The organism is Frigoribacterium sp. CFBP 13707 (assembly GCF_014842245.1).
Classification (GTDB): Bacteria; Actinomycetota; Actinomycetes; order Actinomycetales; family Microbacteriaceae; genus Frigoribacterium; species Frigoribacterium endophyticum.
Map to the genome: position 1 here is coordinate 105,498 of NZ_JACYVL010000005.1, position 21,204 is coordinate 126,701.

General features: G+C 73.4%; 26 protein-coding genes. 15 read left to right on the plus strand and 11 right to left on the minus strand.

Features of this window, described 5'->3' with window-relative positions; genetic code table 11:
• Positions 1-146: 146 nt before the first annotated feature.
• Complete coding sequence (locus IFT45_RS11075; protein WP_206759071.1) at positions 147-953, plus strand: hypothetical protein; 807 nt, start codon at positions 147-149, stop codon at positions 951-953.
• A gap of 9 nt (positions 954-962) precedes the next feature.
• On the opposite strand, the gene IFT45_RS11080 is transcribed toward IFT45_RS11075, so the two are convergent.
• Together IFT45_RS11080 and IFT45_RS11085 are read right to left on the minus strand one after the other, a co-directional pair.
• Complete coding sequence (locus IFT45_RS11080; protein WP_056052556.1) at positions 963-1,274, minus strand: putative quinol monooxygenase; 312 nt, start codon at positions 1,272-1,274, stop codon at positions 963-965.
• 115 nt (positions 1,275-1,389) lie between these two features.
• Positions 1,390-1,665 carry a GlsB/YeaQ/YmgE family stress response membrane protein gene (locus IFT45_RS11085; protein ID WP_056052552.1) on the minus strand — a complete coding sequence of 92 codons (276 nt, stop codon included), beginning with the start codon at positions 1,663-1,665 and terminating at the stop codon, positions 1,390-1,392.
• A 286-nt stretch (positions 1,666-1,951) separates the two neighbouring features.
• On the opposite strand from IFT45_RS11085, the gene IFT45_RS11090 reads away from it, so the two are divergent.
• On the plus strand, positions 1,952-3,397 hold the full coding sequence (locus IFT45_RS11090) for a nucleobase:cation symporter-2 family protein (protein WP_192045277.1): 1,446 nt from the start codon (positions 1,952-1,954) through the stop codon (positions 3,395-3,397).
• A gap of 74 nt (positions 3,398-3,471) precedes the next feature.
• On the opposite strand, the gene IFT45_RS11095 is transcribed toward IFT45_RS11090, so the two are convergent.
• Both IFT45_RS11095 and nadE read right to left on the minus strand, forming a co-directional pair.
• Positions 3,472-4,320 (minus strand): alpha/beta fold hydrolase, encoded by an 849-nt coding sequence (locus IFT45_RS11095; protein WP_192128169.1) that lies wholly within the window; start codon positions 4,318-4,320, stop codon positions 3,472-3,474.
• Positions 4,321-4,471: 151 nt separating this feature from the next.
• The gene (gene nadE / locus IFT45_RS11100) at positions 4,472-5,299 is read right to left on the minus strand and encodes an ammonia-dependent NAD(+) synthetase (protein WP_185231539.1); all 828 of its coding nucleotides are present in this window, start codon (positions 5,297-5,299) and stop codon (positions 4,472-4,474) included.
• A gap of 243 nt (positions 5,300-5,542) precedes the next feature.
• Between nadE and IFT45_RS11105 the strand changes: the two genes are divergently transcribed.
• The 3 genes from IFT45_RS11105 (at position 5,543) to IFT45_RS11115 (ending at position 7,317) form a co-directional block, all read left to right on the plus strand.
• Positions 5,543-6,496: a helix-turn-helix domain-containing protein gene (locus tag IFT45_RS11105; protein ID WP_185231532.1), complete on the plus strand. Its 954-nt coding sequence runs from the start codon at positions 5,543-5,545 to the stop codon at positions 6,494-6,496.
• A gap of 57 nt (positions 6,497-6,553) precedes the next feature.
• Positions 6,554-6,985 carry a hypothetical protein gene (locus tag IFT45_RS11110; RefSeq protein ID WP_056052539.1) on the plus strand — a complete coding sequence of 144 codons (432 nt, stop codon included), beginning with the start codon at positions 6,554-6,556 and terminating at the stop codon, positions 6,983-6,985.
• A 173-nt stretch (positions 6,986-7,158) separates the two neighbouring features.
• Positions 7,159-7,317 (plus strand): hypothetical protein, encoded by a 159-nt coding sequence (locus IFT45_RS11115; protein ID WP_156369884.1) that lies wholly within the window; start codon positions 7,159-7,161, stop codon positions 7,315-7,317.
• A 128-nt stretch (positions 7,318-7,445) separates the two neighbouring features.
• Here the strand turns inward: IFT45_RS11115 and IFT45_RS11120 are convergent, their stop codons facing one another.
• Positions 7,446-7,724, minus strand: a complete 279-nt coding sequence (locus IFT45_RS11120; protein WP_192128171.1) for a DUF4190 domain-containing protein — start codon at positions 7,722-7,724, stop codon at positions 7,446-7,448.
• A 238-nt stretch (positions 7,725-7,962) separates the two neighbouring features.
• Between IFT45_RS11120 and IFT45_RS11125 the strand changes: the two genes are divergently transcribed.
• Together IFT45_RS11125 and IFT45_RS11130 are read left to right on the plus strand one after the other, a co-directional pair.
• Positions 7,963-8,565, plus strand: coding sequence for a TetR/AcrR family transcriptional regulator (locus IFT45_RS11125; protein WP_056052533.1), 603 nt, complete (start codon positions 7,963-7,965; stop codon positions 8,563-8,565).
• A gap of 128 nt (positions 8,566-8,693) precedes the next feature.
• Positions 8,694-9,359, plus strand: a complete 666-nt coding sequence (locus tag IFT45_RS11130; protein WP_192128173.1) for a TetR/AcrR family transcriptional regulator — start codon at positions 8,694-8,696, stop codon at positions 9,357-9,359.
• A gap of 200 nt (positions 9,360-9,559) precedes the next feature.
• Here the strand turns inward: IFT45_RS11130 and IFT45_RS11135 are convergent, their stop codons facing one another.
• A complete protein-coding gene (locus IFT45_RS11135; RefSeq protein WP_192128175.1) occupies positions 9,560-9,709 on the minus strand; it encodes a hypothetical protein in 150 nt (49 codons plus the stop codon).
• Positions 9,710-9,992: 283 nt separating this feature from the next.
• On the minus strand, positions 9,993-10,856 hold the full coding sequence (locus IFT45_RS11140; protein WP_192128177.1) for a helix-turn-helix domain-containing protein: 864 nt from the start codon (positions 10,854-10,856) through the stop codon (positions 9,993-9,995).
• Positions 10,857-10,958: 102 nt separating this feature from the next.
• On the opposite strand from IFT45_RS11140, the gene IFT45_RS11145 reads away from it, so the two are divergent.
• The gene (locus IFT45_RS11145; RefSeq protein WP_192128179.1) at positions 10,959-11,720 is read left to right on the plus strand and encodes an SDR family NAD(P)-dependent oxidoreductase; all 762 of its coding nucleotides are present in this window, start codon (positions 10,959-10,961) and stop codon (positions 11,718-11,720) included.
• Between the two features lie 41 nt (positions 11,721-11,761).
• On the opposite strand, the gene IFT45_RS11150 is transcribed toward IFT45_RS11145, so the two are convergent.
• The 4 genes from IFT45_RS11150 to IFT45_RS11165 are packed head-to-tail and all read right to left on the minus strand — an operon-like array spanning position 11,762 to position 14,955.
• On the minus strand, positions 11,762-12,841 hold the full coding sequence (locus IFT45_RS11150) for a HAMP domain-containing sensor histidine kinase (RefSeq protein ID WP_192128181.1): 1,080 nt from the start codon (positions 12,839-12,841) through the stop codon (positions 11,762-11,764).
• A complete protein-coding gene (locus tag IFT45_RS11155) occupies positions 12,838-13,509 on the minus strand; it encodes a response regulator transcription factor (protein WP_185231520.1) in 672 nt (223 codons plus the stop codon). Before IFT45_RS11155 ends, IFT45_RS11150 begins: the two co-directional genes overlap by 4 nt.
• A complete protein-coding gene (locus tag IFT45_RS11160; RefSeq protein WP_371810976.1) occupies positions 13,496-14,152 on the minus strand; it encodes a DedA family protein in 657 nt (218 codons plus the stop codon). Before IFT45_RS11160 ends, IFT45_RS11155 begins: the two co-directional genes overlap by 14 nt.
• On the minus strand, positions 14,149-14,955 hold the full coding sequence (locus IFT45_RS11165) for a phosphatase PAP2 family protein (protein ID WP_192128183.1): 807 nt from the start codon (positions 14,953-14,955) through the stop codon (positions 14,149-14,151). Before IFT45_RS11165 ends, IFT45_RS11160 begins: the two co-directional genes overlap by 4 nt.
• Positions 14,956-15,073: 118 nt before the next feature.
• On the opposite strand from IFT45_RS11165, the gene IFT45_RS11170 reads away from it, so the two are divergent.
• From IFT45_RS11170 to IFT45_RS11200, 7 genes are all read left to right on the plus strand, one after another.
• Positions 15,074-15,871, plus strand: coding sequence for a hypothetical protein (locus IFT45_RS11170; protein WP_192128185.1), 798 nt, complete (start codon positions 15,074-15,076; stop codon positions 15,869-15,871).
• Between the two features lie 38 nt (positions 15,872-15,909).
• Positions 15,910-16,407 carry a DUF2231 domain-containing protein gene (locus tag IFT45_RS11175; RefSeq protein WP_192128187.1) on the plus strand — a complete coding sequence of 166 codons (498 nt, stop codon included), beginning with the start codon at positions 15,910-15,912 and terminating at the stop codon, positions 16,405-16,407.
• A gap of 62 nt (positions 16,408-16,469) precedes the next feature.
• Positions 16,470-16,874: a tautomerase family protein gene (locus IFT45_RS11180; protein WP_056052505.1), complete on the plus strand. Its 405-nt coding sequence runs from the start codon at positions 16,470-16,472 to the stop codon at positions 16,872-16,874.
• A 94-nt stretch (positions 16,875-16,968) separates the two neighbouring features.
• The gene (locus tag IFT45_RS11185; RefSeq protein WP_192128189.1) at positions 16,969-18,024 is read left to right on the plus strand and encodes a phosphotransferase; all 1,056 of its coding nucleotides are present in this window, start codon (positions 16,969-16,971) and stop codon (positions 18,022-18,024) included.
• Positions 18,021-19,301, plus strand: coding sequence for a sugar ABC transporter substrate-binding protein (locus IFT45_RS11190; RefSeq protein ID WP_185231510.1), 1,281 nt, complete (start codon positions 18,021-18,023; stop codon positions 19,299-19,301). The genes IFT45_RS11185 and IFT45_RS11190 overlap by 4 nt, the downstream gene beginning before the upstream one ends.
• On the plus strand, positions 19,301-20,212 hold the full coding sequence (locus IFT45_RS11195; RefSeq protein ID WP_185231508.1) for a carbohydrate ABC transporter permease: 912 nt from the start codon (positions 19,301-19,303) through the stop codon (positions 20,210-20,212). The genes IFT45_RS11190 and IFT45_RS11195 overlap by 1 nt, the downstream gene beginning before the upstream one ends.
• Positions 20,213-20,225: 13 nt before the next feature.
• Complete coding sequence (locus IFT45_RS11200) at positions 20,226-21,152, plus strand: carbohydrate ABC transporter permease (protein WP_371810977.1); 927 nt, start codon at positions 20,226-20,228, stop codon at positions 21,150-21,152.
• Positions 21,153-21,204 lie beyond the last annotated feature (52 nt).

Consider the following 21,204-nt stretch of genomic DNA (forward strand, 5'->3'; position numbering starts at 1 on the left):
GGGAGGGAGGGTCGTCCATGAGCGAGAACGGTAGGGGCCCGCGCCGACAGACCCCTGGGAACGTGCAGGCGCTGCACGGGCCGACCGGCGCCGGGGAGGCCGTACTGTGGAGCCGATCGAGATTGGACCACCACCCCGTGACTGACATGAGCCTCCGGCTTCCGACGACGCGGTTCCGCGCCGTCTTCGCGCTCGGCACCCGGCGCGCGGCCAGCTTGCCCCTGCCGACGACCCTCGGCGCCCCGAACCTCTTCGCGGAGTGGGACGACGAGACGGAGCAGAGCACGCTCTACGTCGGCTTCGGCACGGGGCAGATCCACCTCGACACCGCGCCCACGGGCATCGAGCACCACTTCCACGACCTCAGCGGCGACGACACCGACGTCAGCCCCTGGAACGGCGACGACACACGACAGCTGCTCGACTGGTCGTCGGCGCTCCTCTCCGACTTCCACCAGCTCGTGCCCGACCTGCTCGACGACGTCGACGACGCGGCCGCCTGGCACGACGCCGGCCTCACCCTCTGGGTCTGCGAGGTCGAGGAGCCCACGCAGCTCGACCTGATCGAGGTCGACATCGAGGGCGAGCTGCTGACCCTGCCGTGGCTCGGCGCCGGCCACGTCGAGCACGACCACGTCGAGGAGTCGGCGCACGGCGCCCTCGACCACGGCGTCGACGACGACCGCGAGCACCCGATCGCCCTGCTCTGGACGGCCGCGGCCGACGGCACGCCCGACTCCCCCATCGCCGAGGCCTGGCTGCGGCCCGGCACCGAGCAGCCCGTCACCCGGGCCGTGCCCGGCGTCGACTGGGCGGCGGTGGGCATGCCCGCCGACGAGGTGCTGTCGTGGCTCGAGGGCATCTACCTCAACCACCACGTGCTGCCCGACCCCGCCGGCACGATCCTCACCGGGGTGCTCGAGCGCCTCGGCGGGATCGACGGCACCGACTAGGGCGGCCCCTCAGACCAGGTCGCCGTCCGGCGAGAGCGACGGCTCCTCCGGCCCGGTGAGCGCGTAGTCGTGCACGTGCGACTCGCGCACCTCGGCCTCGTCCTCCTCCGATGTGCCCTCGCCCCGGAAGTCGTCGAGCGCCTGCTCCGAGACCCACCGCTGGGCGACGTTGACGCGGCCCGGGTCGACGACGTCGGGCGAGAGGGCGTAGTCGAGGTTGCCGGGCGCGACGCGCGCGGCCTCGATCTCGGGGGCACGGCTGGCGAGGTAGTCGTCGCGCAGCTCCGGGTCGACGAGCAGGTGTCCGGTGACGATGATCATGCGGCCACCCAACACCCCCGCCCCGGTGCGGCCGCGGCGCCGGGGTACGACGAAGGGCCCCGGCGAGTGCCGGGGCCCTTCGGTGCGCGACGGGCCGGGCCCGTGCTGCTGCTGCCTAGCGGCGGCTGCGACGACCGGTGACCTGGATGTAGATCACGAGGACGATGATGGCGCCGATGATCGAGCCGATGATGCCGGAGGGCTGGAAGAAGCCGTCCGCGTTGTCGCTGCCGAAGAGCAGGTAGGCGAGGAAGCCACCGACGAACGAACCGATGACGCCCAGCAGGATGGTCATGGGGATCGAGATGTTCTGCTTGCCCGGGACGACGAGGCGAGCGACGGCACCGGCGATGAGCCCGATGACGAGAAGGCTGATGATGAGGCCGATCATGGTGTTCTCCTTGATGTTGTCATGTCTGCGACATGCGAGAGCGGCCGGGTCAGCCGCTCCGACCACTGAACCACGCCTGAGCGTTCCCTGTTACGTCTCGCCGAGAACTGGTGCTGGAGCACGACGTGGGCTAAGTGATCTGGGCGCGTGACGCGATCGTCCTGCAGGGGGCGACCCACGCCTCCCGCGTTACGGTCATGTGAAACATCAGGGCGGAGGCGCGGCGCGGCCCCCGGGGCACGCCAAGCTGTCAGGGGGCCCCGCCGGGGGCCCAGCGAGGAGCAGCATGAGCGACCACCCCCCGACCGCCCCCGCCACCGTCGTGGGCGCGACGACGACGAGCCCGAAGGGGCCGCGGCACCCCGTCGACGAGGTGCCGCCGCTCCGCCGCCTGCTGCCGCTCGGCCTGCAGCACGTGCTGGCGATGTACGCGGGCGCCGTCGCGGTGCCGCTCGTGATCGGCACCGCCCTGATCGAGGCCGGGCGGCTCGACCCCGGCGCCCTGCCGCACCTGATCACCGCCGACCTCTTCGTCGCCGGGATCGGCGCGGTGCTCCAGTCGGTGGGGGTCTGGCGGGTCGGCGCCCGCCTGCCGCTGATGCAGGGCTGCACCTTCGCCTCGGTCGGACCGATGATCACCATCGGCACCGAGCACGGCGTCGGCGCCATCTACGGCTCGGTCATCATGTGCGGGCTGATGATGTTCGCCATCGCCCCCGTCTTCTCGCAGCTCGTGCGGTTCTTCCCGCCGCTCGTGACCGGCACGGTCATCCTCGTCATCGGCCTCTCGCTGATGAGCGTGGCCGGCGGCTGGGTGATCGACGGCGCCACCGACGGGGCACCGCCGGTCAACGTCGCCCTCGCCGCCGGCACCCTCGCGGTCATCGTGCTGATCGAGCGCTTCGCCCCGCCGGCCCTCGGGCGCCTGTCGATCCTGCTCGGGCTCGTCGTGGGCACGCTCGCCGCCGTGCCGCTCGGCCTCGTCGACGTCAGCGGCGTCGGCGAGCAGCCGTGGGTCGGCTTCTCGACGCCGTTCCAGTTCGGGCTGCCCACCTTCCCGGCCGCGGCGGTCATCTCGATGCTCATCGTCGGCCTCGTGATCATGACCGAGACCACCGGCGACATCGTCGCCGTCAGCGAGATCGTCGACCGGCCGCTGACGCCCCGCCGCCTGGCCGACGGGCTCCGCGCCGACGGGCTCACCACCGTGCTCGGCGGGGTGTTCAACACCTTCCCGTACACGGCGTTCGCGCAGAACGTGGGGCTGGTCAGCATCACGGGCGTCAAGTCGCGCTGGGTCGCCACCTGCGCCGGCGTGATGCTGATCGCGTTGGGGCTCGTGCCGAAGCTCGGCGCCGTCGTCGAGGCCGTGCCGCTCGCCGTGCTCGGCGGGGCCGGCGTCGCGCTCTTCGGCATCGTCGCGGCGAGCGGCGTGCGCACCCTCTCGACGGTGCGGTTCACCGACCGGAACGTGCTGGTCGTCGCCCTCGCCGTCGGCGTCGGCCTCCTGCCGACGGTGTCGCCGACGATCTACGAGCGGTTCCCGTCGTGGTTCACGCTGGTCTTCGACTCCGGCATCAGCGCCGGGGCGATCGTCGCGATCGCCCTCAACCTCCTGCTCGGCGGCGAGCGGGGCAGCCGCGGCGGCGACACCGTCGCCGAGGGCCCGTCCGCCCACGACGCCGTCCGCGGCGCGCAGCTCGCGGCCGATCCGGAGCCGCCGACCCGCTGACCGGGCCGGCGCGCACGACGCGGCCCGCGACTCCCCGGTGACGAGGAGGCGCGGGCCGGGTCGTGCAGGAGGGCCTACTTGGCGAGGAACGCCAGCACGTGGCGGTTCCACTCGTCCTTGTGCGAGACGGTGACGCCGTGCGGGCCGCCCTCGATCACGACGAGCTCGCTGCCCGCGATCGCCGCGTGGGTGCGCGCGCCGCTGACCTCGAACGGCACCGTGTTGTCGGAGTCGCCGTGGATGACGAGCGTCGGCACGGTGATCTTCGTGAGGTCGTCGCGGAAGTCGGTGGTCGCGAACGCGACGGTGCAGTCGAGCGTGCCCTTGGGCGACGCCATCTCGGCGATGGCCACGTTGTAGGCGATCTGGGCGTCGCTGACCTTCGGGCCGTTGAGCAGCGAGGGCTTGCCGGCGGTGAAGAACATGCGGACGAACTCCTCCAGGAAGGCGGGGCGGTCGCCCACGATGCCGTCGTGGAACCACGCGGCGAGGTCGTCGTCGACGCCGCCCTCGGGGTTGTCGTCGCTCTTGTACAGGTACGGCGGCACGGCGCTGGCGAAGACGAGCTTCGCGATGCGGCCCTGGCCGTAGGTGCTCACGTAGCGGGCCAGCTCGCCGCCGCCCATCGAGAAGCCGATCAGCGTCACGTCGTGCAGGTCGAGGGCGTCGAGCACGGCCTCGAGGTCGGCCGCGAAGGTGTCGTAGTCGTAGCCGTCCCACGGCTGCGACGACTGGCCGAAGCCCCGGCGGTCGTACGTGATGACCCGGTGGCCGGCCTCGACGAGCGCGGGCACCTGGCCCTCCCACGAACGGCCGCTGAGGGGCCAGCCGTGGATCAGGACGACGGGCGCGCCGCTGCCGACGTCTTCGTAGTGGAGCTCGACCTCGGGGCCGGTGGCGGAGGGGACGGTGATGGTGGGCATGGCTGCCTTCCTTCGTGTCGTGTCGGATGTGATCCCGACACTGGCCCCGCACCCTGGGAGCGACCGGAGGGTGTCCGGGGAGCGCACCGACCGGCGCGCTCCCCGGACCGCCCCGCGGGGCGGGGAGCCGGTGGGGGGAGCCGACGCGGGCTCAGGCCCGGCGCCACCAGGTGTCGTGCGGCGTGGCCGGCACGCGGCGCTTGTGCTCGGTGGCGAGGTAGCGCTGCTCGATCAGCTCGGCCGTCGCGTCGTCGACGTCGCGCCCCTCGAGGTACGCGTCGATGTCGGCGTAGGTGAGGCCGAGGTTCGCCTCGTCGGTCTGGCCGGGCGTCTCGTCGAGCAGGTCGGCCGTCGGCGCCTTCTCGTAGAGGCGGGCCGGCGCGCCGAGGTGCCGGAGGAGGGCGGCGCCCTGGCCCTTGCTGAGCCCGGTGAGCGGCGTGAGGTCGACACCGCCGTCGCCGTACTTCGTGAAGAAGCCGGTCAGCGCCTCGGCCGCGTGGTCGGTGCCCACGACGAGCAGGCCGCGCTCGCCCGCGATCGCGTACTGGGCCACCATGCGGGTGCGGGCCTTGACGTTGCCCTTCGCGAAGTCGCTGACGGGCGCCCCGAGGGCGTCGGCGACGTCGCCGGCGGTGCCGTCGACACCGCCCTGGATGTTCACGACCAGGCCGTCGGCGCCGTCGATGAAGCCGAGCGCGAGCTGCGCGTCGTCTTCGTCGGCCTGCACCTTGTAGGGCATGCGAACCGTGACGAGCTCGGCCTCGCCGCCGTCGCGGCGCACGCCCTCCACGGCGAGCTGGCAGAGACGACCGGCGAGCGTGCTGTCCTGACCGCCGCTGACCGCGAGCACGAAGCCCGCGGCGCCGGTGGTCTCCAGGTAGTCACGGAGGAAGGCCACGCGCGTCTCGACCTCGGTGGCGGGGTCGATCTGCGGGGCGACGGCGAGCTCGGCGATGATGGTCTGCTGCAGCGGTCTCATGCGTCGAGAGTAGCCACGACGCCCGACAGCTGCGCGGGGCCCTACTTCGAGGAGCCCATGGCCACGAACGACGCGACCACGAGGCCGAGGCCCGCGACCGTGACGGCGCTGATGAGCACGGTGAAGAAGGTGGCGATCTGGGCGTTGTCCATGGGTCGGCTCCTGCCGGTCGGGGTCGGTCGGACCGATCGTGGCAGACGTGGATGGGAGGACGGCCCGGGCCGTGCCAGGATCGGGGTCGGGATGGATGACGCAGACGGCTCGATGACGAGGTCGGCCACGGACGGTCGCGACCTCGACGAGGCGCGCCTGCTCTACGAGACGGCCTACCCGGGCGACGGCTTCCAGCTCGAGCACGGCGACGGCCCGTTCTCGTACCGCTACACCTCGGCGGGCGACGCGGTCGTCACGCTCCGCACGTCGGAGTTCCGCGGCACCGCCCACGGCGTCGCGGAGGAGACGCGCGAGTACATCGTCTCGTGGCTGCACGAGGGCCACGGCGTGACCGACGTGGGGCGCGACGAGACGGTCCAGACGCTGCACGTGCCGCACGTCGCGCCCACCCGGGCGTACGAGTTCGACTACGCCGACTACCGGCAGAACCTCGTCCACCTCGACGGCGGCTACCTCGAGGGCCTGGCCGCCGAGCACGAGGGCGTCGAGCCCGGGCGCCTGCTCTTCCACCACGCCGCCGAGCCGGGCCGGGACGCCCTCGCCCGGTGGCGCCGCGTGCTGGCGGCCACGACGCCCCTGCTGCTCGACGCGGCGACCCCGCTGCTGACCCGGTCGGAGGCCGACCGGCACCTCGCCCTGGCCGTGCTCGACACCTTCCCCCACGAGGCGGGGGCGTCGTCGCCCCTCGCGCTGGTGGCCTCCGGCTCGCGCCTCCGCCGCGCCGTCGAGTACCTCCGCGACCACGCGCACGAGCCGATCGCCGTGGCGGACGCCGCGGCCGCGGTCGGCCTCAGCAGCCGGGGGCTGCAGGCGGCGTTCGCCCGCCACCTCGACACCACGCCGACGCTCTACCTCCGCACCGTCCGCCTCGACCGGGCCCGGGCCGAGCTCGCCGAGCTCGACCCCCGGCGGGCGACCGTGGCCGACGTGGCCCGCCGGTGGGGCTTCGGGCACCTGGGCCGGTTCTCGGGCACGTACCGCGAGCGCTTCGGCGAGTACCCGAGCGCGACGCTGCAGCGCTGACGCACGGAGACGTGCGTCGTGTGCACGTTCCGGCGCGATCAGTGGCAGCGTAGGGGGGTGAACGACACCGACCCGACCCCCCGCACCCCCGCCTCCTCGCCCGACTCCGCCCCCACGGTCGGCCAGCCCCCGCTGCCCGGCGGGCGCGACCTGATGGGCCCGGTCGAGAACCTGCAGCGGATCATGTGGACGGGCACGCTGTGGTTCGTCGGCGGCGTGGTGGCCGTGGCCGTGGCGTTCGCGGCGGTGCTGCTCTCGGGCTGGCGGCCGGAGCTCCTGTCGACGCCCGGCGAGGTGCTGTTCTGGGTCGGCGCCGGCGCCGTGGCGCTGAGCCTCGGCCTGATCGGCTGGTCGGGCTGCCCCATCCTCGAGGTGAGCGTCCCGGTCTCCGACCGCAACAAGACGAAGACGATGCAGTTCGGCACCGCGATCTTCCTCGTCGGCTCGGCCGCGACGATGCTCGCGGTGCTGCTCGGCCCGGCCTCCTGACCGTCACGGTCCGCTGGTCGCGGGCCCTGTCCGCTCAACGCGACCTCTAGCGGGTGTAGCTAGGCGATCTAGCTATCCGTGTGTGAGTATGCATGCGCATCGATTCACGGCGATGCGGCCCCGCGGGGCCCGGTACGGACGACGGCGCAGGGCCGTCAGGAACGAGAACCGCCATGAGCATCCTCCGACAGTCTCCGTTCGCTGAGGCCTCGCCCTTCTCGGAGGTGCGGGAGGCCGAGCGTCGCACGACGCTCCTGGTCGTCGCGACGTCGGCGGTGTCGGCCTGCGGCATGCTCGTGGCCGGCATGCTCGTCGCCCTCGGGGCCTCCTGAGCGTCCCGGCCTCCTGAGCGTCCGGGCGCGGCGCGGCGCGGCTGACGAGCCCCGGGAACGCGAGGAGGCGCGGTGATCGCTCACCGCGCCTCCTGCCGTCCGGCCCGTGGCCAGGTGGTGTGCTCGACCTAGTAGGTCGACACGCCCGAGTTCGCCGCGGCGATGCCGAGCACGACGCTCGTGATGATGCCGATGACGATCAGCGCGAGGCCGATGATGATGGCGGCCAGCGCGAGGCCGCTGCCCTTCTCGCCGGTGCGCTTGATCTGCGAGCGCGCGACGAAGCCGAGGATCACGCCGACGAGGGGCACGAAGAAGGCGAGGATGATGCCGACGATGGCGAGGACGTTGGTCTTGTCGGTCTGTGCGGGGGCGCCGGGGGCGCCGTAGGGCTGGGGGGTGGTCATGGTTCTCTCCTGAGGAGTCGATGGAACGGAGCAGGGCAGCTGCTCGTCCGGTCGTGGATCCCCCCGGAACCGAGCGCCCTCACCGTAGCAGCGGGCACGAGGCGGGGCGCGCTCTCTCCACAGGGCACGCCGGAGCCCCCGACGCCGCGGCTCCCGACGCCCCCGAAGGGGGCGTGGCAGGCGGCGGCCGACCCCGACAAGCTGAGGCCGAGGACCCCACCACCCCTTGAGGAGAACCGTGACGATCGAGACGACCGCCCCTGATCCGAGCGCCTTCGACCTCGCCGTCGCCGACCGCAAGGACGTCGTCGTCGCGACCGTCGAGACGCTCGAGCGCCTCGGGTACGCCGGGACGAGCTTCGAGGACGTCGCCCAGACCGCCCAGACGAGCGTCGCCGCCGTCCGTCGCCACTTCCCGTCGTGGCTCGGCCTCGTGCTCGCGGCCCTCGACCGCTGGAACCAGGACCGCTTCGAGCAGGTCGCCCGCGAGACCGCCGGCGGCGCCACGCTCGGCTTCATGCGCGGGCTGGTCGCCTACAGCGCCCAGCACCCCGCGCTCTCCCGCACGCTGCTGTCGCTCGCGGTCGAGGGCACCGACCCCGGACACCTCGCGTCGCTCTACCTCCGCGACCGGTACTGCGACTTCCACACCATGGTGCAGCAGGGGCTCGCCTTCGACGTGACCGAGGGCGTCGTGCCCGCCGGCGTCGACGTCAAGGCGCTCGCGACGACCCTCATCGCGCTGTTCGAGGGCCTCCAGCTGCAGATGCTGCTGCGCCCCGGCTTCGAGCCGACGACGGCCTTCGACCACGCCCTCGCGGAGATCACCTGCTCGTGGTGACCGCGCGGCGCGGCTGAGGCGACCGCCCTCGGCCCGCGCTGCAGCCGACCGACGCACCTCGCGCCTCCCCGGGCCTTCCCCAGAACGGGGACTCGTGAGGGCCGCGCAGCTCTGGTGACATTGCTGTCGTGAACGACCAGAACGCCTCCCCCGACGACTTCTACGCCGAGTCGGCCCACGTCGAGCTGCGCCGCAGCGTCGTGGCCGCCGCCATCGAGACCTTCCGGCACCGGGCCTTCCACGAGACCACGCTGGAGGCGGTGGCCGAGACCGCGGGACTGCCCCTGGAGGCGGTGACCGCGCACTTCCCCGACTGGAACGGCCTGCTGCTCGCGGCCGTCGACCGCTGGACGGCCGAGCGCACCTCTCCCCTCGTGCCGGTCATGGCGTCGCACGGCACCGTGCTCTTCCTGCGCCGGATCGTGCAGTCGAACATCGAGGACCCGTCGCTGATGCGGTTGCTGAGCTCCCTCGTCAACGTGGCCGCGACTCCCGGGCACCCGCTCTCCGAGCTGCTGCAGGGCGACTGGAGCCGGTTCCACCGGATGGTCGCCGAGGGCCTGCGCCGAGACGTCGAGCTCGGGCGCGAGCCCGCGACCATGGCGCCGGCCCGCGGCGCGGAGCAGCTGCTCGCCCTCTACGAGGGGCTGCAGCTGCAGTCGATGGTGCGGCCGCGCATGGACCTCCTCGACGCCTACGACCGTGCCGTCACGCGGCTCCGGGACGGGTGGGGCCGCCCCTATGCAGCGCCCACCTGGGACCTCGAGGACCTGGCGCTGGTCGGCGCGGCCTGACCCGGCCGCCCCCGGACGTGCGGAGAGCCTCCCGGGGGAGGCTCTGCACGTGGCCCTCGTCGGCCCCCCACGACGTGGGCGGCTGGTACGGGCCGGGGCGACGCGGGTGCGTCAGGCGGCGTCGCTCGTGACGAGCTCCGCCAGGTCGAGGGGCTCGGTCATCGGGAGGTCGAGGTGGTCGACCATCGCGACGGAGGCGGTCACGCGCCGGCGCCGAGGACGACGAGCATGCCGGCGATCGCGGTGCCGCAGGTCGCCAGCGCCGACGTGGCGATGACGAGGAGCGTGATCTGACGATCCGCGTCGCGGATCTCGGACAAGGGGCTCCTGCTGCCGTGGATGAGGCTCATGGTGCTGCTCGTCTCTGGCAGCCCTGCGCTGCCGTCGGTGACCGTGGTGACCGGGTGGTCGGCCCTGTCGCCAGGGCCGCGTACCGCCGTGAACCGGTACGGGACGATCATGACACCCAACAGCTAGACGGTCTAGCTAGTTGCGTGAATCGGACAGTCGCCCGCGTTTCCCGTTCGGGGGACAGGGCCACGGGCGGTCGTCGACCGGTCGGCTGCGGGGCGGCGACGAGCCGTGCGCGCCGGGGTACAGCAGCACGGAGCGCGGGACGCGGCCGGGGGCGCCTCAGCGGGCGTCGGCCGTGACGGCGGAGACGCGGAGGAAGTCGAGGGCGGCGGCTGCGGGCGAGCCGGTCGCGGCCGTGTAGGCGACGAGGCGCAGGTCGGTGCCCGCCACGGTGAGCACGTCGCAGTCGAGCTCGACGTCGCCCACGACCGGGTGGCGGATAACTTTGCGCTCGGAGACGTGCTCACCGACGGCCCCGGTGCGCCAGAGCTCGTGGAAGGTGTCGCTCACGGCGGTCATGTCGTCGATCAGGCATCGCACGCGCGGGTCGCCCGGGTAGCGGCCGTGCACCCGCCGCAGGTCGGCGACGAGCGAGGCCTCGAACGCCCGGAGGCCGCCGTCGCGCCCGTGCTCGACGCGCTCGCCCGGCGTGATCGCTCCCGTTCCGCCGAACCACGACCGCAGCAGGTTCGGCCGCTCGCCCCCCTCCCCCGCGGGCTCGCCGAAGAGGCGGCCCCAGAGAGGGCTGTAGCTGAGCAGGTCCCAGGAGGCGGTGAAGACCGCGAGCGGCGTCTCGCCGAGCCGCACGATCAGCCGCTGCACCCCCGGCGGCACGTGCTCGGGCACGGTGGCGGGCGAGGGCGGCAGGAGGCCCGCGAGCACGAACAGGTGGTCGCGCTCGGCGTCGCTCAGCTGGAGGGCCCGCGCCAGCGCCGCGGCGACCTGTGCCGACGGGTGCTGCGCCCGGCCCTGCTCGAGCCGCACGACGTAGTCGACGCTGAGGCCCGCGAGCGCGGCGAGCTCCTCCCGCCGCAGGCCCGCGGCCCGGCGCTGGTCGCCGGCGGGCAGGCCGACGTCGACGGGCGAGAGGCGGTCGCGCCACGCGCGCAGCAGCGCGCCGAGGTCGCCGGCAGGGGTGTCCACCTCGTCAGTCTCGCAGCGCCGAGGGCCGACGGGGTGGTACTGCGAGTCCTCCCGACGCGGCGGGCCTGGCAGAGCGTCGGGGGCAGGGCGGAGACTCGGGTCATGACGAACGACACGCCCGCCACGGGCACCGCTCCCTCCCCCGACACCACCTCCGCCGACACCGCCGCGACCACGACCACCCTCGTCACCGGGGGCAACAAGGGGCTGGGGCGCGAGACCGCCCGCCGCCTCCTCGAGGCCGGCCACACGGTCTGGATCGGCGCCCGCGACGAGGCCAGGGGCCGCGCCACCGCCGACGAGCTCGGCGCCCGCTTCGTGCAGCTCGACGTGACCGACGACGCCTCGGTCGCCGCCGCCGCCGAGACGATCGCCGCGGCCGGCGGCCTCGACGTCCTGGTGAACAACGCGGGCATCACCGGGTCGCACTCCTCGCCCGACCAGCTCACCGGGTCCGACGCCCTCGAGGTGCTCGACACCAACGTCGCGAGCATCGTGCGCACGACGACGGCCTTCCTGCCGCTGCTCCGCCGCTCGTCGGCCCCGACCATCGTCAACGTGACGAGCGGCCTCGGGTCGTTCACGGCGGTGCACGACGCCGACCGCATCGAGTCGACCGTCGTCGCGCCGCTCTACACGGCGTCGAAGGCGGCCGTCACGATGCTGACGGTGCAGTACGCCAAGGCCCTGCCCGAGATCCGCGTCAACGCCGCCGACCCCGGCTACACGGCCACCGACCTCAACGGCAACAGCGGCCACCAGACGGTGACCGAGGGCACCGACGCCGTGGTCGAGCTCGCGACCCGCGGCGGTCAGGGGCCGACCGGCACGTTCATCGACCGCTCGGGCGTCGCGCCGTTCTAGGCGGCGCCCTCCCGGGCCGGGCCGCGAGGTCTGTGCCTCGCCTAGTCGGAGGTCGCCGCGACGGGCAGGGCCAGCTCGAGCGTCGTCCCGGTCGCGCCCGTCGCGGCCACCCGGACGCTGCCGCCGTGGCGGAGGGCGATCTCGCGGACGAGCGCGAGGCCGATGCCGAAGCTCGGGCGGGGGCCCCGGCCTCCGGCAGCTGTGGCCGGGGCGGCCGGGGCGGCCGGTGCGGCCGTCGCCGGCGGTTCCGCCCTCGCGAACCGGTCGAAGACCCGCGCCGGGTCGATGCCCGTGATGCCCCTGCCGCCGTCCGTGACCGACAGCACCGCCGCGCCGCCGTCGAGACGCGTGGCCACGGTGACCGTCGACCCGGTCGGGGCGTGGCTCAGCGCGTTGTCGACCAGGGCCAGCACGGCCCGCCGCAGGCTCGCGGGCGGCACGCGGACGCGGGCGGCGGCCGCCCCGTCGTACTGCAGGGCGACGCCGCGCTCCTCGGCCAGCACGGACATCGACCGGAGCACGTCCTCGACGACGTCGTCGACGACCACGGGCTCGGCGGGCGCCGCCTCGGACGGGTCGCGCCCCGCCGCCTCGAGCAGGTCGCCGACGATGTCGACGAGGGCCCGGGAGTCGTCGCGCAGCCTCGCGAGGTCGGTCGTGACCCGCTCGTCGGCCGTCGCCGCGCCTCCGGCGATCGCCCGCTGGAGCGCCTGCAGCCGGGCGTCGAGCACCGCGAGGGGCGTTCGCAGCTCGTGGCTCGCGTCGGCGACGAACTGCCGCTGGAGGCGGAGCGCCTCGCCGAGCGGCCGGACGGCACGCCTGGCGATCACCACCGTCACCAGGCCCGCGAAGACCACTCCGCCGAGGCCGAGCACCACCAGGCCCGCCACGACGTCGGTGGCGGAGACGAAGATCTCGCCCCGGCCCGCGGCCACGGCCTGCTCGAGCCGCTCCCGGGGCACGGTCTGGTGCAGCACCCACGCGATCGTGAGCGCGAGGGCCCCCACGACGACGAGCGCGGAGACGAGCACGATCTGCCGCCCGATCGACCGGGCGGCGGCCTGCAGGGCCTCGGACTCGGGGTCGGTGGCGGTGCCGCCCGCACGGCGTCGCGCGCTCACAGCGCCCCCACCCGGTAGCCGCTCCCCCGCACGGTGAGCACGACGTCGCGGTCGATCTTGCGCCGCAGGTAGCTGACGTACGTGTCGACGGTGCCGAGCTGCTCCCCGTGCGGGAACACCCGGGCGAGCAGGTCCGCCCGGTCGAAGGTGTGGTCGGGCCGACGGGCCAGCTCGGCGAGCAGGGCGCACTCGCGCTCGCTCAGCACGACCCGGCTCGCCCAGGGCGTGACGACGATGCGGCTCTCGGGCCAGAGCCGCGCCTCGCCGATGTCGAGCCAGCGCTCCTCGACGGCGAAGGAGCGGGTGAGGGCGCGCAGCCGGGCGAGGAGCTCGTCGAACTCGAAGGGCTTGACGAGGTAGTCGTCGGCACCGCCGTCGAGCCCGGCCACGCGGTCGGCCGTGGTGCCGAGGGCCGTCAGCATCAGCACCGGCGTCGTCACGTGCTCACGACGGAGGGCCGCGACCAGCTCGGTGCCGTCGAGCCCCGGGAGGCGGCGGTCGACGACCAGCACGGCGTGCCCGCCGGCGCGGGCGGCGTCGAGGCCCCGCCGGCCGTCGGCGACGAGGTCGACCTGCCAGGCCTCGCCGAGCACCTCGGCCACGATGGGGCCGAGCTGCGGGTCGTCCTCGACCAGCAGGAGGCGCGGGCGCGTGTCAGGACCGGTCACCCGCCGCCTCCTCACCTCTCGTCCTCGCCGTGGATCGTTCGTCGGCCCGGACTGCGTGCTGACGCCGCAGGGCCGTGACCACGATCGGCAGCACCGACACGACGACGAGCCCGACGGCGAGCAGGTCGATGTGGTCCGCCACGAACGGTAGGCCACCGAGCAGCGATCCGAGCACCGTCATGCCGACGGCCCACAGGAACGCCCCGGTGAGGTTCCAGACGACGAACTTCTTGTAGGGGTACCCGCTGGTGCCGGCGGCGAGGGGCACGAAGGTGCGGACGACGGGCACGAACCGGCCGAGGACGAGCGCCTTGCCGCCGTGGCGCTCGAAGAACGCCTCGGCCTGCTCGAGGTGCGCCGTCTTCAGCACGCGGGCGTCGGGGCGGAACCAGCGGCGCCCGAACCGGTGGCCGAGGAAGAACCCGACCTGGTCGCCGGCCGCCGCGGCGAGGAACGCGCAGAGCGCGATCAGGGCGACGCTGAGGCCGAGGCTCTGGTGCAGCAGGCCCGCCGTGACCAGCAGGGAGTCGCCGGGCAGGAAGGGGAAGAGCAGGCCGGACTCGACGAAGATCATCAGCGACAGGCCGCCGAGGGCCCAGGGGCCCATGCCGGCGAGGAGGTTCTGGGGGTCGAGGATGCTCACGCGCGGGTCCGTCCTGGGTCGGTGGTCGTGGGGGAGTTCGGTGCCGACGGCCCGACGGGCGGGGCGGCGCCGCGGTGGTCGTCGAGGTGGTCGAGGAGGCGCAGCCACGACGGGAGGGCCAGCGCGACGACCGAGCAGCCGAGCGCGACCGACGCGACGGTGTCGCTCGGGTAGTGCACGCCCACCCAGACGCGCGACAGCCCGACGACCGCCACCGCAGCCGATGCCGCGCCGGTCACGATGACGACCAGAGCGCGGCGCTGCCCCGCTGCGAGCAGCACGATCGCCAGCGCGAGCCCGGTCGCGAGAGCCGTGTGCCCGCTGGGGAACGAGAAGGAGTGCGGCTCGACGATCAACGGGTCGGCGAGGAGCCCCGGGTCGGGCCGATCGCGCTGCACGACGAGCTTGACCAGCTCGGCCGCGGCCCACGGACCGACGGCGACGCCCAGGACCGTCAGGGCCGCGGCCGCTCGACGGCTCACGACCCACACCGCGACGGTCAGCAGCAGCACGAGGGCGGCCCCGAGCTGGGGCCCGAACAGCCGGTCGACGAGCAGCGCGGCCTCGTCGAGCACGGGAAGGTGCGCGCGGCTCACGTGCTGGACGAGGTCGAGGTCGACCTCGCTCACACCGCCGGCTCCGGACGTGATCAGCAGCCCGGCGACGACGACGCCGACGACGCCGGTCGCGCCCCACGCCGCCCACGCCCGGTCGCGGACGGCGGCACGGACAGCGGGGAACAAGGGAGGCGCGGTGCGCCCTCGAGGGAACGCCGACGAGAGCGGGCGGTGCAGGACGGTCATGCGCCGAGCGTCCGCCCGGCCGTCCCAGAAACCGCCCAGATGCCCTGGCGGGCCGACCCGCGCCTCCTCGTCTCGCGCTCTGGGCGGTTTCTGGGAGGCGACCCGCGACCGTCATCGCATGACGACACGCGCTGTTCGGACCGGGGCCACGGCCCCCGACCGCCGGGCCCTGCTGAACAAGGTCCCCGAGATCACCCTCGCGTTCTGGGTGATCAAGGTGCTCTGCACCACCGTCGGCGAGACGTTCGCCGACTTCCTCGCCGACGGCCTCGGGCTCGGGCTCACCGTGACGAGCGTCGTGATGGCGGCCCTGCTCGTCGTGGCGCTCGTGGTGCAGTTCCGGGCGCGGGCCTACGTCCCGGTCGTCTACTGGCTCGCGGTCGTGCTGATCAGCGTCGTCGGCACCCTCCTCACCGACACGCTGACCGACTCGCTCGGCGTCGACCTCTGGGTCTCGACGGCCGTCTTCGCGGTGGCGCTGGCCGCCGTGTTCGCCGTCTGGCACCGCGCCGAGGGCACCCTGTCGATCCACGAGGTGACGACGCCCCGTCGCGAGTCGTTCTACTGGGCAGCCGTGCTGATGACGTTCGCGCTCGGCACCGCGGTCGGCGACCTCCTCGGCGAACAGCTGGCCCTCGGCTACCTGCCCTCGGCGCTGCTGTTCGCCGCGGCCATCGCCGTCGTCGCCCTGGCGCACCGGTTCGCCGGCGTCGGGTCGGTGCTCGCCTTCTGGGCCGCGTACGTCCTCACCCGCCCGCTCGGCGCCTCCGTCGGGGACTTCCTGTCGCAGCCGGTGGGCGACGGCGGGCTCGGCCTCGGCTCGACGGTCACGAGCGTCGTGTTCCTCCTGGCCATCGCAGCCCTGGTCGTCGTCCTCACGGTACGGCGACCGGCTCAGCCCGCCCTCCGTGTCTGACCCCCGTTCCTCCACCCCCTCGAGAGAGAAGCACGTCCATGGACTGGCAGTTCGACGGCCTCCCCCTGCACCCGCTCATCGTCCACCTCGTCACCGTCGCGTTCCCGACGGCGTCGCTGCTCGTCCTGGTCGGGGCGTTCTGGCCCGCGCTCCGTCGACGACTCGGCGTCATCACCCCGCTCATCGCCCTGGTCTCGCTGATCGCAGTTCCCCTCGCGACCTCGTCCGGTGAGGCGCTGGAGGAGCGGGTCGGCGGCAGCGCCCTGCTCGAGGCCCACACGCAGCTGGGCGACACCCTGCTGCCCTGGGCGATCGCGGTGTTCGTCGTCGCCGTGGCGCAGTGGATCTGGCAGCGCTGGGTGCTGACCCCCGAGGCCCAGCGACCCCGCCCGGCCGTCCGCGGCGGCGCACGACTGGTCGTCGGCGTCGTGCTGATGGTGCTGGCCGTCGGCACGAGCATCGGCGGGATCGTCACGACGGTCCGGATCGGCCACTCGGGCGCGGAGGCCGTGTGGTCGGACTCGAGCGAGGGGTGACCCAGGCCCCCGAGTACAGCTCGACCAGGAGCGCCCGCTCCCGCCCCACGACAGGAGAACACATGCCCCTCATCAGGATCGACCTCGTCGAGGGTCGCTCTGACGACCAGATCGCCGCGATCGGCGACGCCCTCATGCAGACCCTCGTCGACGTCTACGGGCTGCCGGAGCGCGACCGCTTCCAGATCGTCACGGAACACGCACCCGGCCGCCTGACCGCCCTCGACGTCGGGCTCGGCATCGAGCGCTCAGAGCAGGTCGTCGTCATCCAGATCTTCACGCAGGCCGGGCGCAGCACCGACGAGAAACAGGAGTTCTTCCGCGCGCTGGCCGAGGCCCTGGCCGGGGTGGGAGTCGCGGGCGAGGACCTCGTGATCGGGTTCGTCGAGAACACGCCCGCCGACTGGTCGTTCGGCTTCGGCCGCGCCCAGTACACGACCGGGGAGCTCGCGACGCCCGGGGCGTGACGCTGCCGGCGGGACGCCGAGGCCGGAGGCGGATCGCCGGGCCGCGTCGCCCGGCCGGAGGCGCGATGTCGGTGGCGGGTGACACGCTCGCCCGGTGCAGCCTCCCGCGCGCTCGACGCGCACGCCGCCTCCGCCCCTCGCCGCGTGGGGCCTCGTCGTCGTGGCCGACGTGCCGATCGTCGGCGGTCTCGACCCCGACGCCTCGGTCTGGCAGGTGGAGGACGGCTCAGGCGACCTGTGGTCGGTGAAGGCCACGCGGCGCGACTGCCGTTTCGGCCTCGCGCTGGCCGCCTCCCTCGGCGGCGCGCCCGGCGTCGTCGCTCCCCTGCCGACCCTCGCGGGCGAGCTCTGGTCCGAGCACGAGGGCTCGACGGTCTCCGTGTCGCCCTGGGTGCTCGGTGACGACGCCGCGGAGGACGGCCGCGGGCTCGACCTCGGCCAGTGGTCGGAGCTGGGCGCCGTCGTGCGACGGATCCACTCCCAGCAGCCCCCGGCCGGCATCGCGCCGCTCCGGAGCGGCGTCAAGCGCGCGGGGCGACGGGCACGCGTCCGCCTCCGCGAGCTGGACGCCCTCCTGGGCGACGACGGTGCTGCCTCGACGGCCGACCCCGAGCTCACCGACCTCTGGCGAGCGAACCGGGGGCGCCTCCGACAGCTCGAGGCGACGGCCCTGCGCCTCAAGGCCGAGCGCCGACCCGCACCGCGGGTGCCCTGCCACGGTGATCCGCACCTCGGCAACGTCGTCGTCGACGACGGGGGCCGGCCCTGGCTGATCGACCTCGACGAGGCCACCGTCGCGCCCCGCGAGGTCGATCTCGTGCTGGTCGAGCTCGGGGTCCTGCCGGGGCTGCCCGTCGAGCCGGAGCACCGGGCGGCGTTCCGTGCGGGGTACGGCGACGCCGCCCTCGACGAGGGCCGGCTCATCCGATTCGCGTGCGTCCGGGCCCTGGAAGACGTGACGGCGGCCTTCACGACGCGTGAGGGAGCACACTCTGCGCAGCACGACCCGGATGCGGTCGGGGTACACGCCGGTCTCCGCGACCTGCTGGGGCCGCTCGGCCTCGTGTCCCTCGTCGAGGAACGCCTCCCCGCTCCTGCCACGACCCCCGCACAGATCCCGACCGAACCGACGCCAGGAGAACCGACATGACGACCCGACGCACGACCGTGGCAGCCGCCGCGACCCTCGCCCTGGCCGCTGGCCTCTCCGGCTGCAGCGGCTTCACCGGAGGCTCCGACGACGACGCCGACGGCGCGCTGACCTTCACGACCTGGGCGAGCGAGTCCGAGCAGGAGTCGTTCGAGGCCCTGGTCACCCAGTTCGAGAGCGAGCACGACGGCGCGACGGTCGACCTCAACGTCGTGCCCTACGACCAGATGTTCTCGAACATCGACGCGCAGCTCTCCACCGGTGACGCGCCCGACGTGTTCCGCGTCGACTACGGCAACCTCGGCGTCTACTCGAGCCAGGGCCAGCTGCTCGACCTCACCGGCCAGGTCGACGACGAAGACTCCTTCCAGCCCGCCATGCTCGAGGCCGTCTCGTACGACGGCGCCGTCTACGGCGTGCCGCACCAGACCGACGTCTCGGCGCTGCTCGTCAACACCGAGCTGCTCGCGGCGGCGGGCGTGACCGACCTGCCGACCACGCAGGCCGACGCGTGGACGTGGGACGAGTTCGGCGAGGTCGCCGCGGCGCTGCGCACGAGCCTCCCGGCCGAGCAGTACCCCTTCGTCGTCAACTGGCAGCAGGGCGGCACGCCCCGCTGGCTCAGCTGGCTCTTCCAGTCGGGCGGCGCGCTGCTCGGCGACGACGGCACGACGAGCGAGATCGACTCGCCCGAGGCGGCCGAGGCGCTCGCCTTCACGACGTCGTTCTTCGACCAGCAGTGGGTGCCGCCGACCAGCAGCGTCAAGTCGACCTCGTACGCCGACACGCTGTTCAGCGAGCAGACGACGGCGATGGCCTTCGTGGGCTCGTTCCTCGTGCCCGAGCTCGCGTCGACCGACTTCGACTGGACGGCCGTGCCCCTGCCCGTCGACGAGCGCGGAGCCACCGACCTCGGCGGCAACGCCCTCGTCGCGACGGCCGACACCGACCAGGGCGAGCTCGCCACGGAGTTCCTGAACTTCATGGCCTCGGCCGACGCGATGACCGAGTTCTGCGCCGCCACCAACGAGCTGCCCACCCGCACCGACGTCGACGCCTCGTCGATCGATTTCGCGGTGCGGCCGGACGTCATGCCGGTCTTCGTCGAGCAGGCGACCACCATCGAGCCCTCCGACGTGAAGCAGCTGACGTCGCCCTACCTGGCCGAGATCACCGTCGCGATGCAGGACCAGCTCGAGGCGGCGTTCACCCAGGGGCAGTCGGTCGACGACACCCTGAGCGCCATCGACGAGGCCGTCGGCCAGGCCACCGACTGATGACGGTGCTGACGGGCGCGCGCCGGCCCGGGCGGCGCGCCGCGCGCCTCCGCGAGGGCCTCGTCGGCTGGGCCTTCATCGGGCCGAACCTCGTGCTGCTGTCGGTGTTCCTGCTCGTGCCCATCCTCGGGGCCGTGCAGCTGTCGTTCCAGGAGACCCGTGGCTTCGGCGACCCCGAGTGGGTCGGCGGTGCGAACTACGCGCGCATGGCCGCCGACCCGGTCTTCTGGCAGACCCTCGGCAACACCGTCCTCTTCACCGTCGTCACCGTGCCCGTCGAGATGGCCCTCGGCCTCGGCCTCGCCGTGCTGCTCGACGGGGTGCTGCCCGGTCGCCGAGCCTGGCGGACGATGCTCGTGCTCCCGATGGTCATCTCGGGAGTGGCCAGCGCGATGATCGCTGTGATCCTCTTCACGGAGGCCAACGGCCTGGTGAACCAGGTGCTCCGCGCGATCGGGCTCGGCGCGGTGCCGTGGCAGTCGGACGGCGCCCTGGCCATGGTGTCGGTGATCCTCACCATGATCTGGCTGCGCGTCGGCCTGAACATGATCATCTACCTGGCCGGGCTGCAGTCGGTCTCCCCCGAGCTGTACGAGGCCGCCGAGCTCGACGGTGCGGGCGCCTGGCAGCGGTTCCGGTCGATCACGGTGCCCCTCGTCGGGCCCTCGACCTTCTTCCTGCTGGTGCTCAACGTCATCGCGTCGTTCCAGGTGTTCGACCTCGTCTTCGTCCTCACCGGCGGCGGCCCCGGCTACTCCACCTCGGTGCTCGGCACCTACGCCTACCGCAACGGCTTCCAGATCCGCGAGCAGGGCTACGGGGCCGCCCTCGGCGTCGTGATCCTCGTCGTGACGCTGGCCTTCACCGTCGTGCAGTGGCGCACGAACCGCACCCGCGACCTCACCGAATGACGAGGACCAGCCTGTGACCATCCCCCAGACCGTCGCCGACCCGCCTGCGGCCGGCGCGCCCCGCAGCACCGCCCTCGGCGCCGACCGTGCCGCGGGGGCCCGCGCCCCACGTCGACGTCCTCCCCGGCGCGGCGGCTTCGTCGTCGTCCGCACCGTCGTCGCCGTCGTCGCCTCCGTCGTGGTGGCGTTCCCGCTGCTGTGGATGCTCGTCGTGGCCTTCTCGCCGCGGGGCGAGGTGTTCGGGCGCGGCCTGCGCCTCCTCCCCAGCGGCCTCACCCTCGAGAACTTCAGCCGGGTGCTCGAGCGCTACCCCGTGGCCGAGTGGTTCGGGAACTCCCTCGTGATCGGGGTCTTCGTCACCGTGCTGACGGTCGTCGTCAACCTGCTCGCCGGGTACGCGTTCGCACAGCTGCGCTTCGCGGGGCGCACGGCGGTCTTCCTGGTCTTCCTCGCGACGCTGATGATCCCGGTGCAGGCGACCATGGTCGCGCAGTTCCGCCTCGTGAACGGGCTCGAGATCTACGGCACCTACTGGGCCGTCATCCTGCCCTCGGCAGCCACCGCGTTCGGGGTGTTCCTCGCGCGGCAGTTCATGCTCGGCATCCCGCAGGAGCTCATCGAGGCCGCCCGCCTCGACGGCGCGGGCCCGGTGCGGGTCTTCACCGCGATCGTCCTGCCGCTCAGCGGCCCGCTGGTCGCGGTGCTCGTGCTGCTCACGCTGCTCGGCAGCTGGAACGACTTCGCTTGGCCGCTGATCGCCCTGAAGGACCCCGACCTCTACACGCTGCCCGTCGGGCTGCTCTACCTCAAGGGGCAGACGACGCCCGACTACAACGGCATCATGGCGCTGGCCGTGATCTCGGTGCTCCCGATGGTGGTGCTGTTCCTGGCGTTCCAGCGCTTCTTCGTCCAGGGCTTCGTGCGCAGCGGGGTGCGGTAGCCGACGGCTGCGGCGCAGACGTGCCTGACCGGGTCAGCAGCCGGGCCGTACG

What these genes read in the sequence shown, in the direction of transcription:
- IFT45_RS11195 (WP_185231508.1), top strand. Translation starts at nt 19,301, where the DNA reads ATGACGGTGCTGACGGGCGCGCGCCGGCCCGGGCGGCGCGCCGCGCGC.
- IFT45_RS11175 (WP_192128187.1), top strand. Translation starts at nt 15,910, where the DNA reads ATGGACTGGCAGTTCGACGGCCTCCCCCTGCACCCGCTCATCGTCCAC.
- IFT45_RS11165 (WP_192128183.1), bottom strand. Translation starts at nt 14,955, where the DNA reads ATGACCGTCCTGCACCGCCCGCTCTCGTCGGCGTTCCCTCGAGGGCGC.
- IFT45_RS11075 (WP_206759071.1), top strand. Translation starts at nt 147, where the DNA reads ATGAGCCTCCGGCTTCCGACGACGCGGTTCCGCGCCGTCTTCGCGCTC.
- IFT45_RS11120 (WP_192128171.1), bottom strand. Translation starts at nt 7,724, where the DNA reads ATGACCACCCCCCAGCCCTACGGCGCCCCCGGCGCCCCCGCACAGACC.
- IFT45_RS11190 (WP_185231510.1), top strand. Translation starts at nt 18,021, where the DNA reads ATGACGACCCGACGCACGACCGTGGCAGCCGCCGCGACCCTCGCCCTG.
- IFT45_RS11105 (WP_185231532.1), top strand. Translation starts at nt 5,543, where the DNA reads ATGGATGACGCAGACGGCTCGATGACGAGGTCGGCCACGGACGGTCGC.
- IFT45_RS11180 (WP_056052505.1), top strand. Translation starts at nt 16,470, where the DNA reads ATGCCCCTCATCAGGATCGACCTCGTCGAGGGTCGCTCTGACGACCAG.
- IFT45_RS11170 (WP_192128185.1), top strand. Translation starts at nt 15,074, where the DNA reads ATGACGACACGCGCTGTTCGGACCGGGGCCACGGCCCCCGACCGCCGG.
- nadE (WP_185231539.1), bottom strand. Translation starts at nt 5,299, where the DNA reads ATGAGACCGCTGCAGCAGACCATCATCGCCGAGCTCGCCGTCGCCCCG.
- IFT45_RS11080 (WP_056052556.1), bottom strand. Translation starts at nt 1,274, where the DNA reads ATGATCATCGTCACCGGACACCTGCTCGTCGACCCGGAGCTGCGCGAC.
- IFT45_RS11145 (WP_192128179.1), top strand. Translation starts at nt 10,959, where the DNA reads ATGACGAACGACACGCCCGCCACGGGCACCGCTCCCTCCCCCGACACC.
- IFT45_RS11115 (WP_156369884.1), top strand. Translation starts at nt 7,159, where the DNA reads ATGAGCATCCTCCGACAGTCTCCGTTCGCTGAGGCCTCGCCCTTCTCG.
- IFT45_RS11095 (WP_192128169.1), bottom strand. Translation starts at nt 4,320, where the DNA reads ATGCCCACCATCACCGTCCCCTCCGCCACCGGCCCCGAGGTCGAGCTC.
- IFT45_RS11090 (WP_192045277.1), top strand. Translation starts at nt 1,952, where the DNA reads ATGAGCGACCACCCCCCGACCGCCCCCGCCACCGTCGTGGGCGCGACG.
- IFT45_RS11135 (WP_192128175.1), bottom strand. Translation starts at nt 9,709, where the DNA reads ATGAGCCTCATCCACGGCAGCAGGAGCCCCTTGTCCGAGATCCGCGAC.
- IFT45_RS11085 (WP_056052552.1), bottom strand. Translation starts at nt 1,665, where the DNA reads ATGATCGGCCTCATCATCAGCCTTCTCGTCATCGGGCTCATCGCCGGT.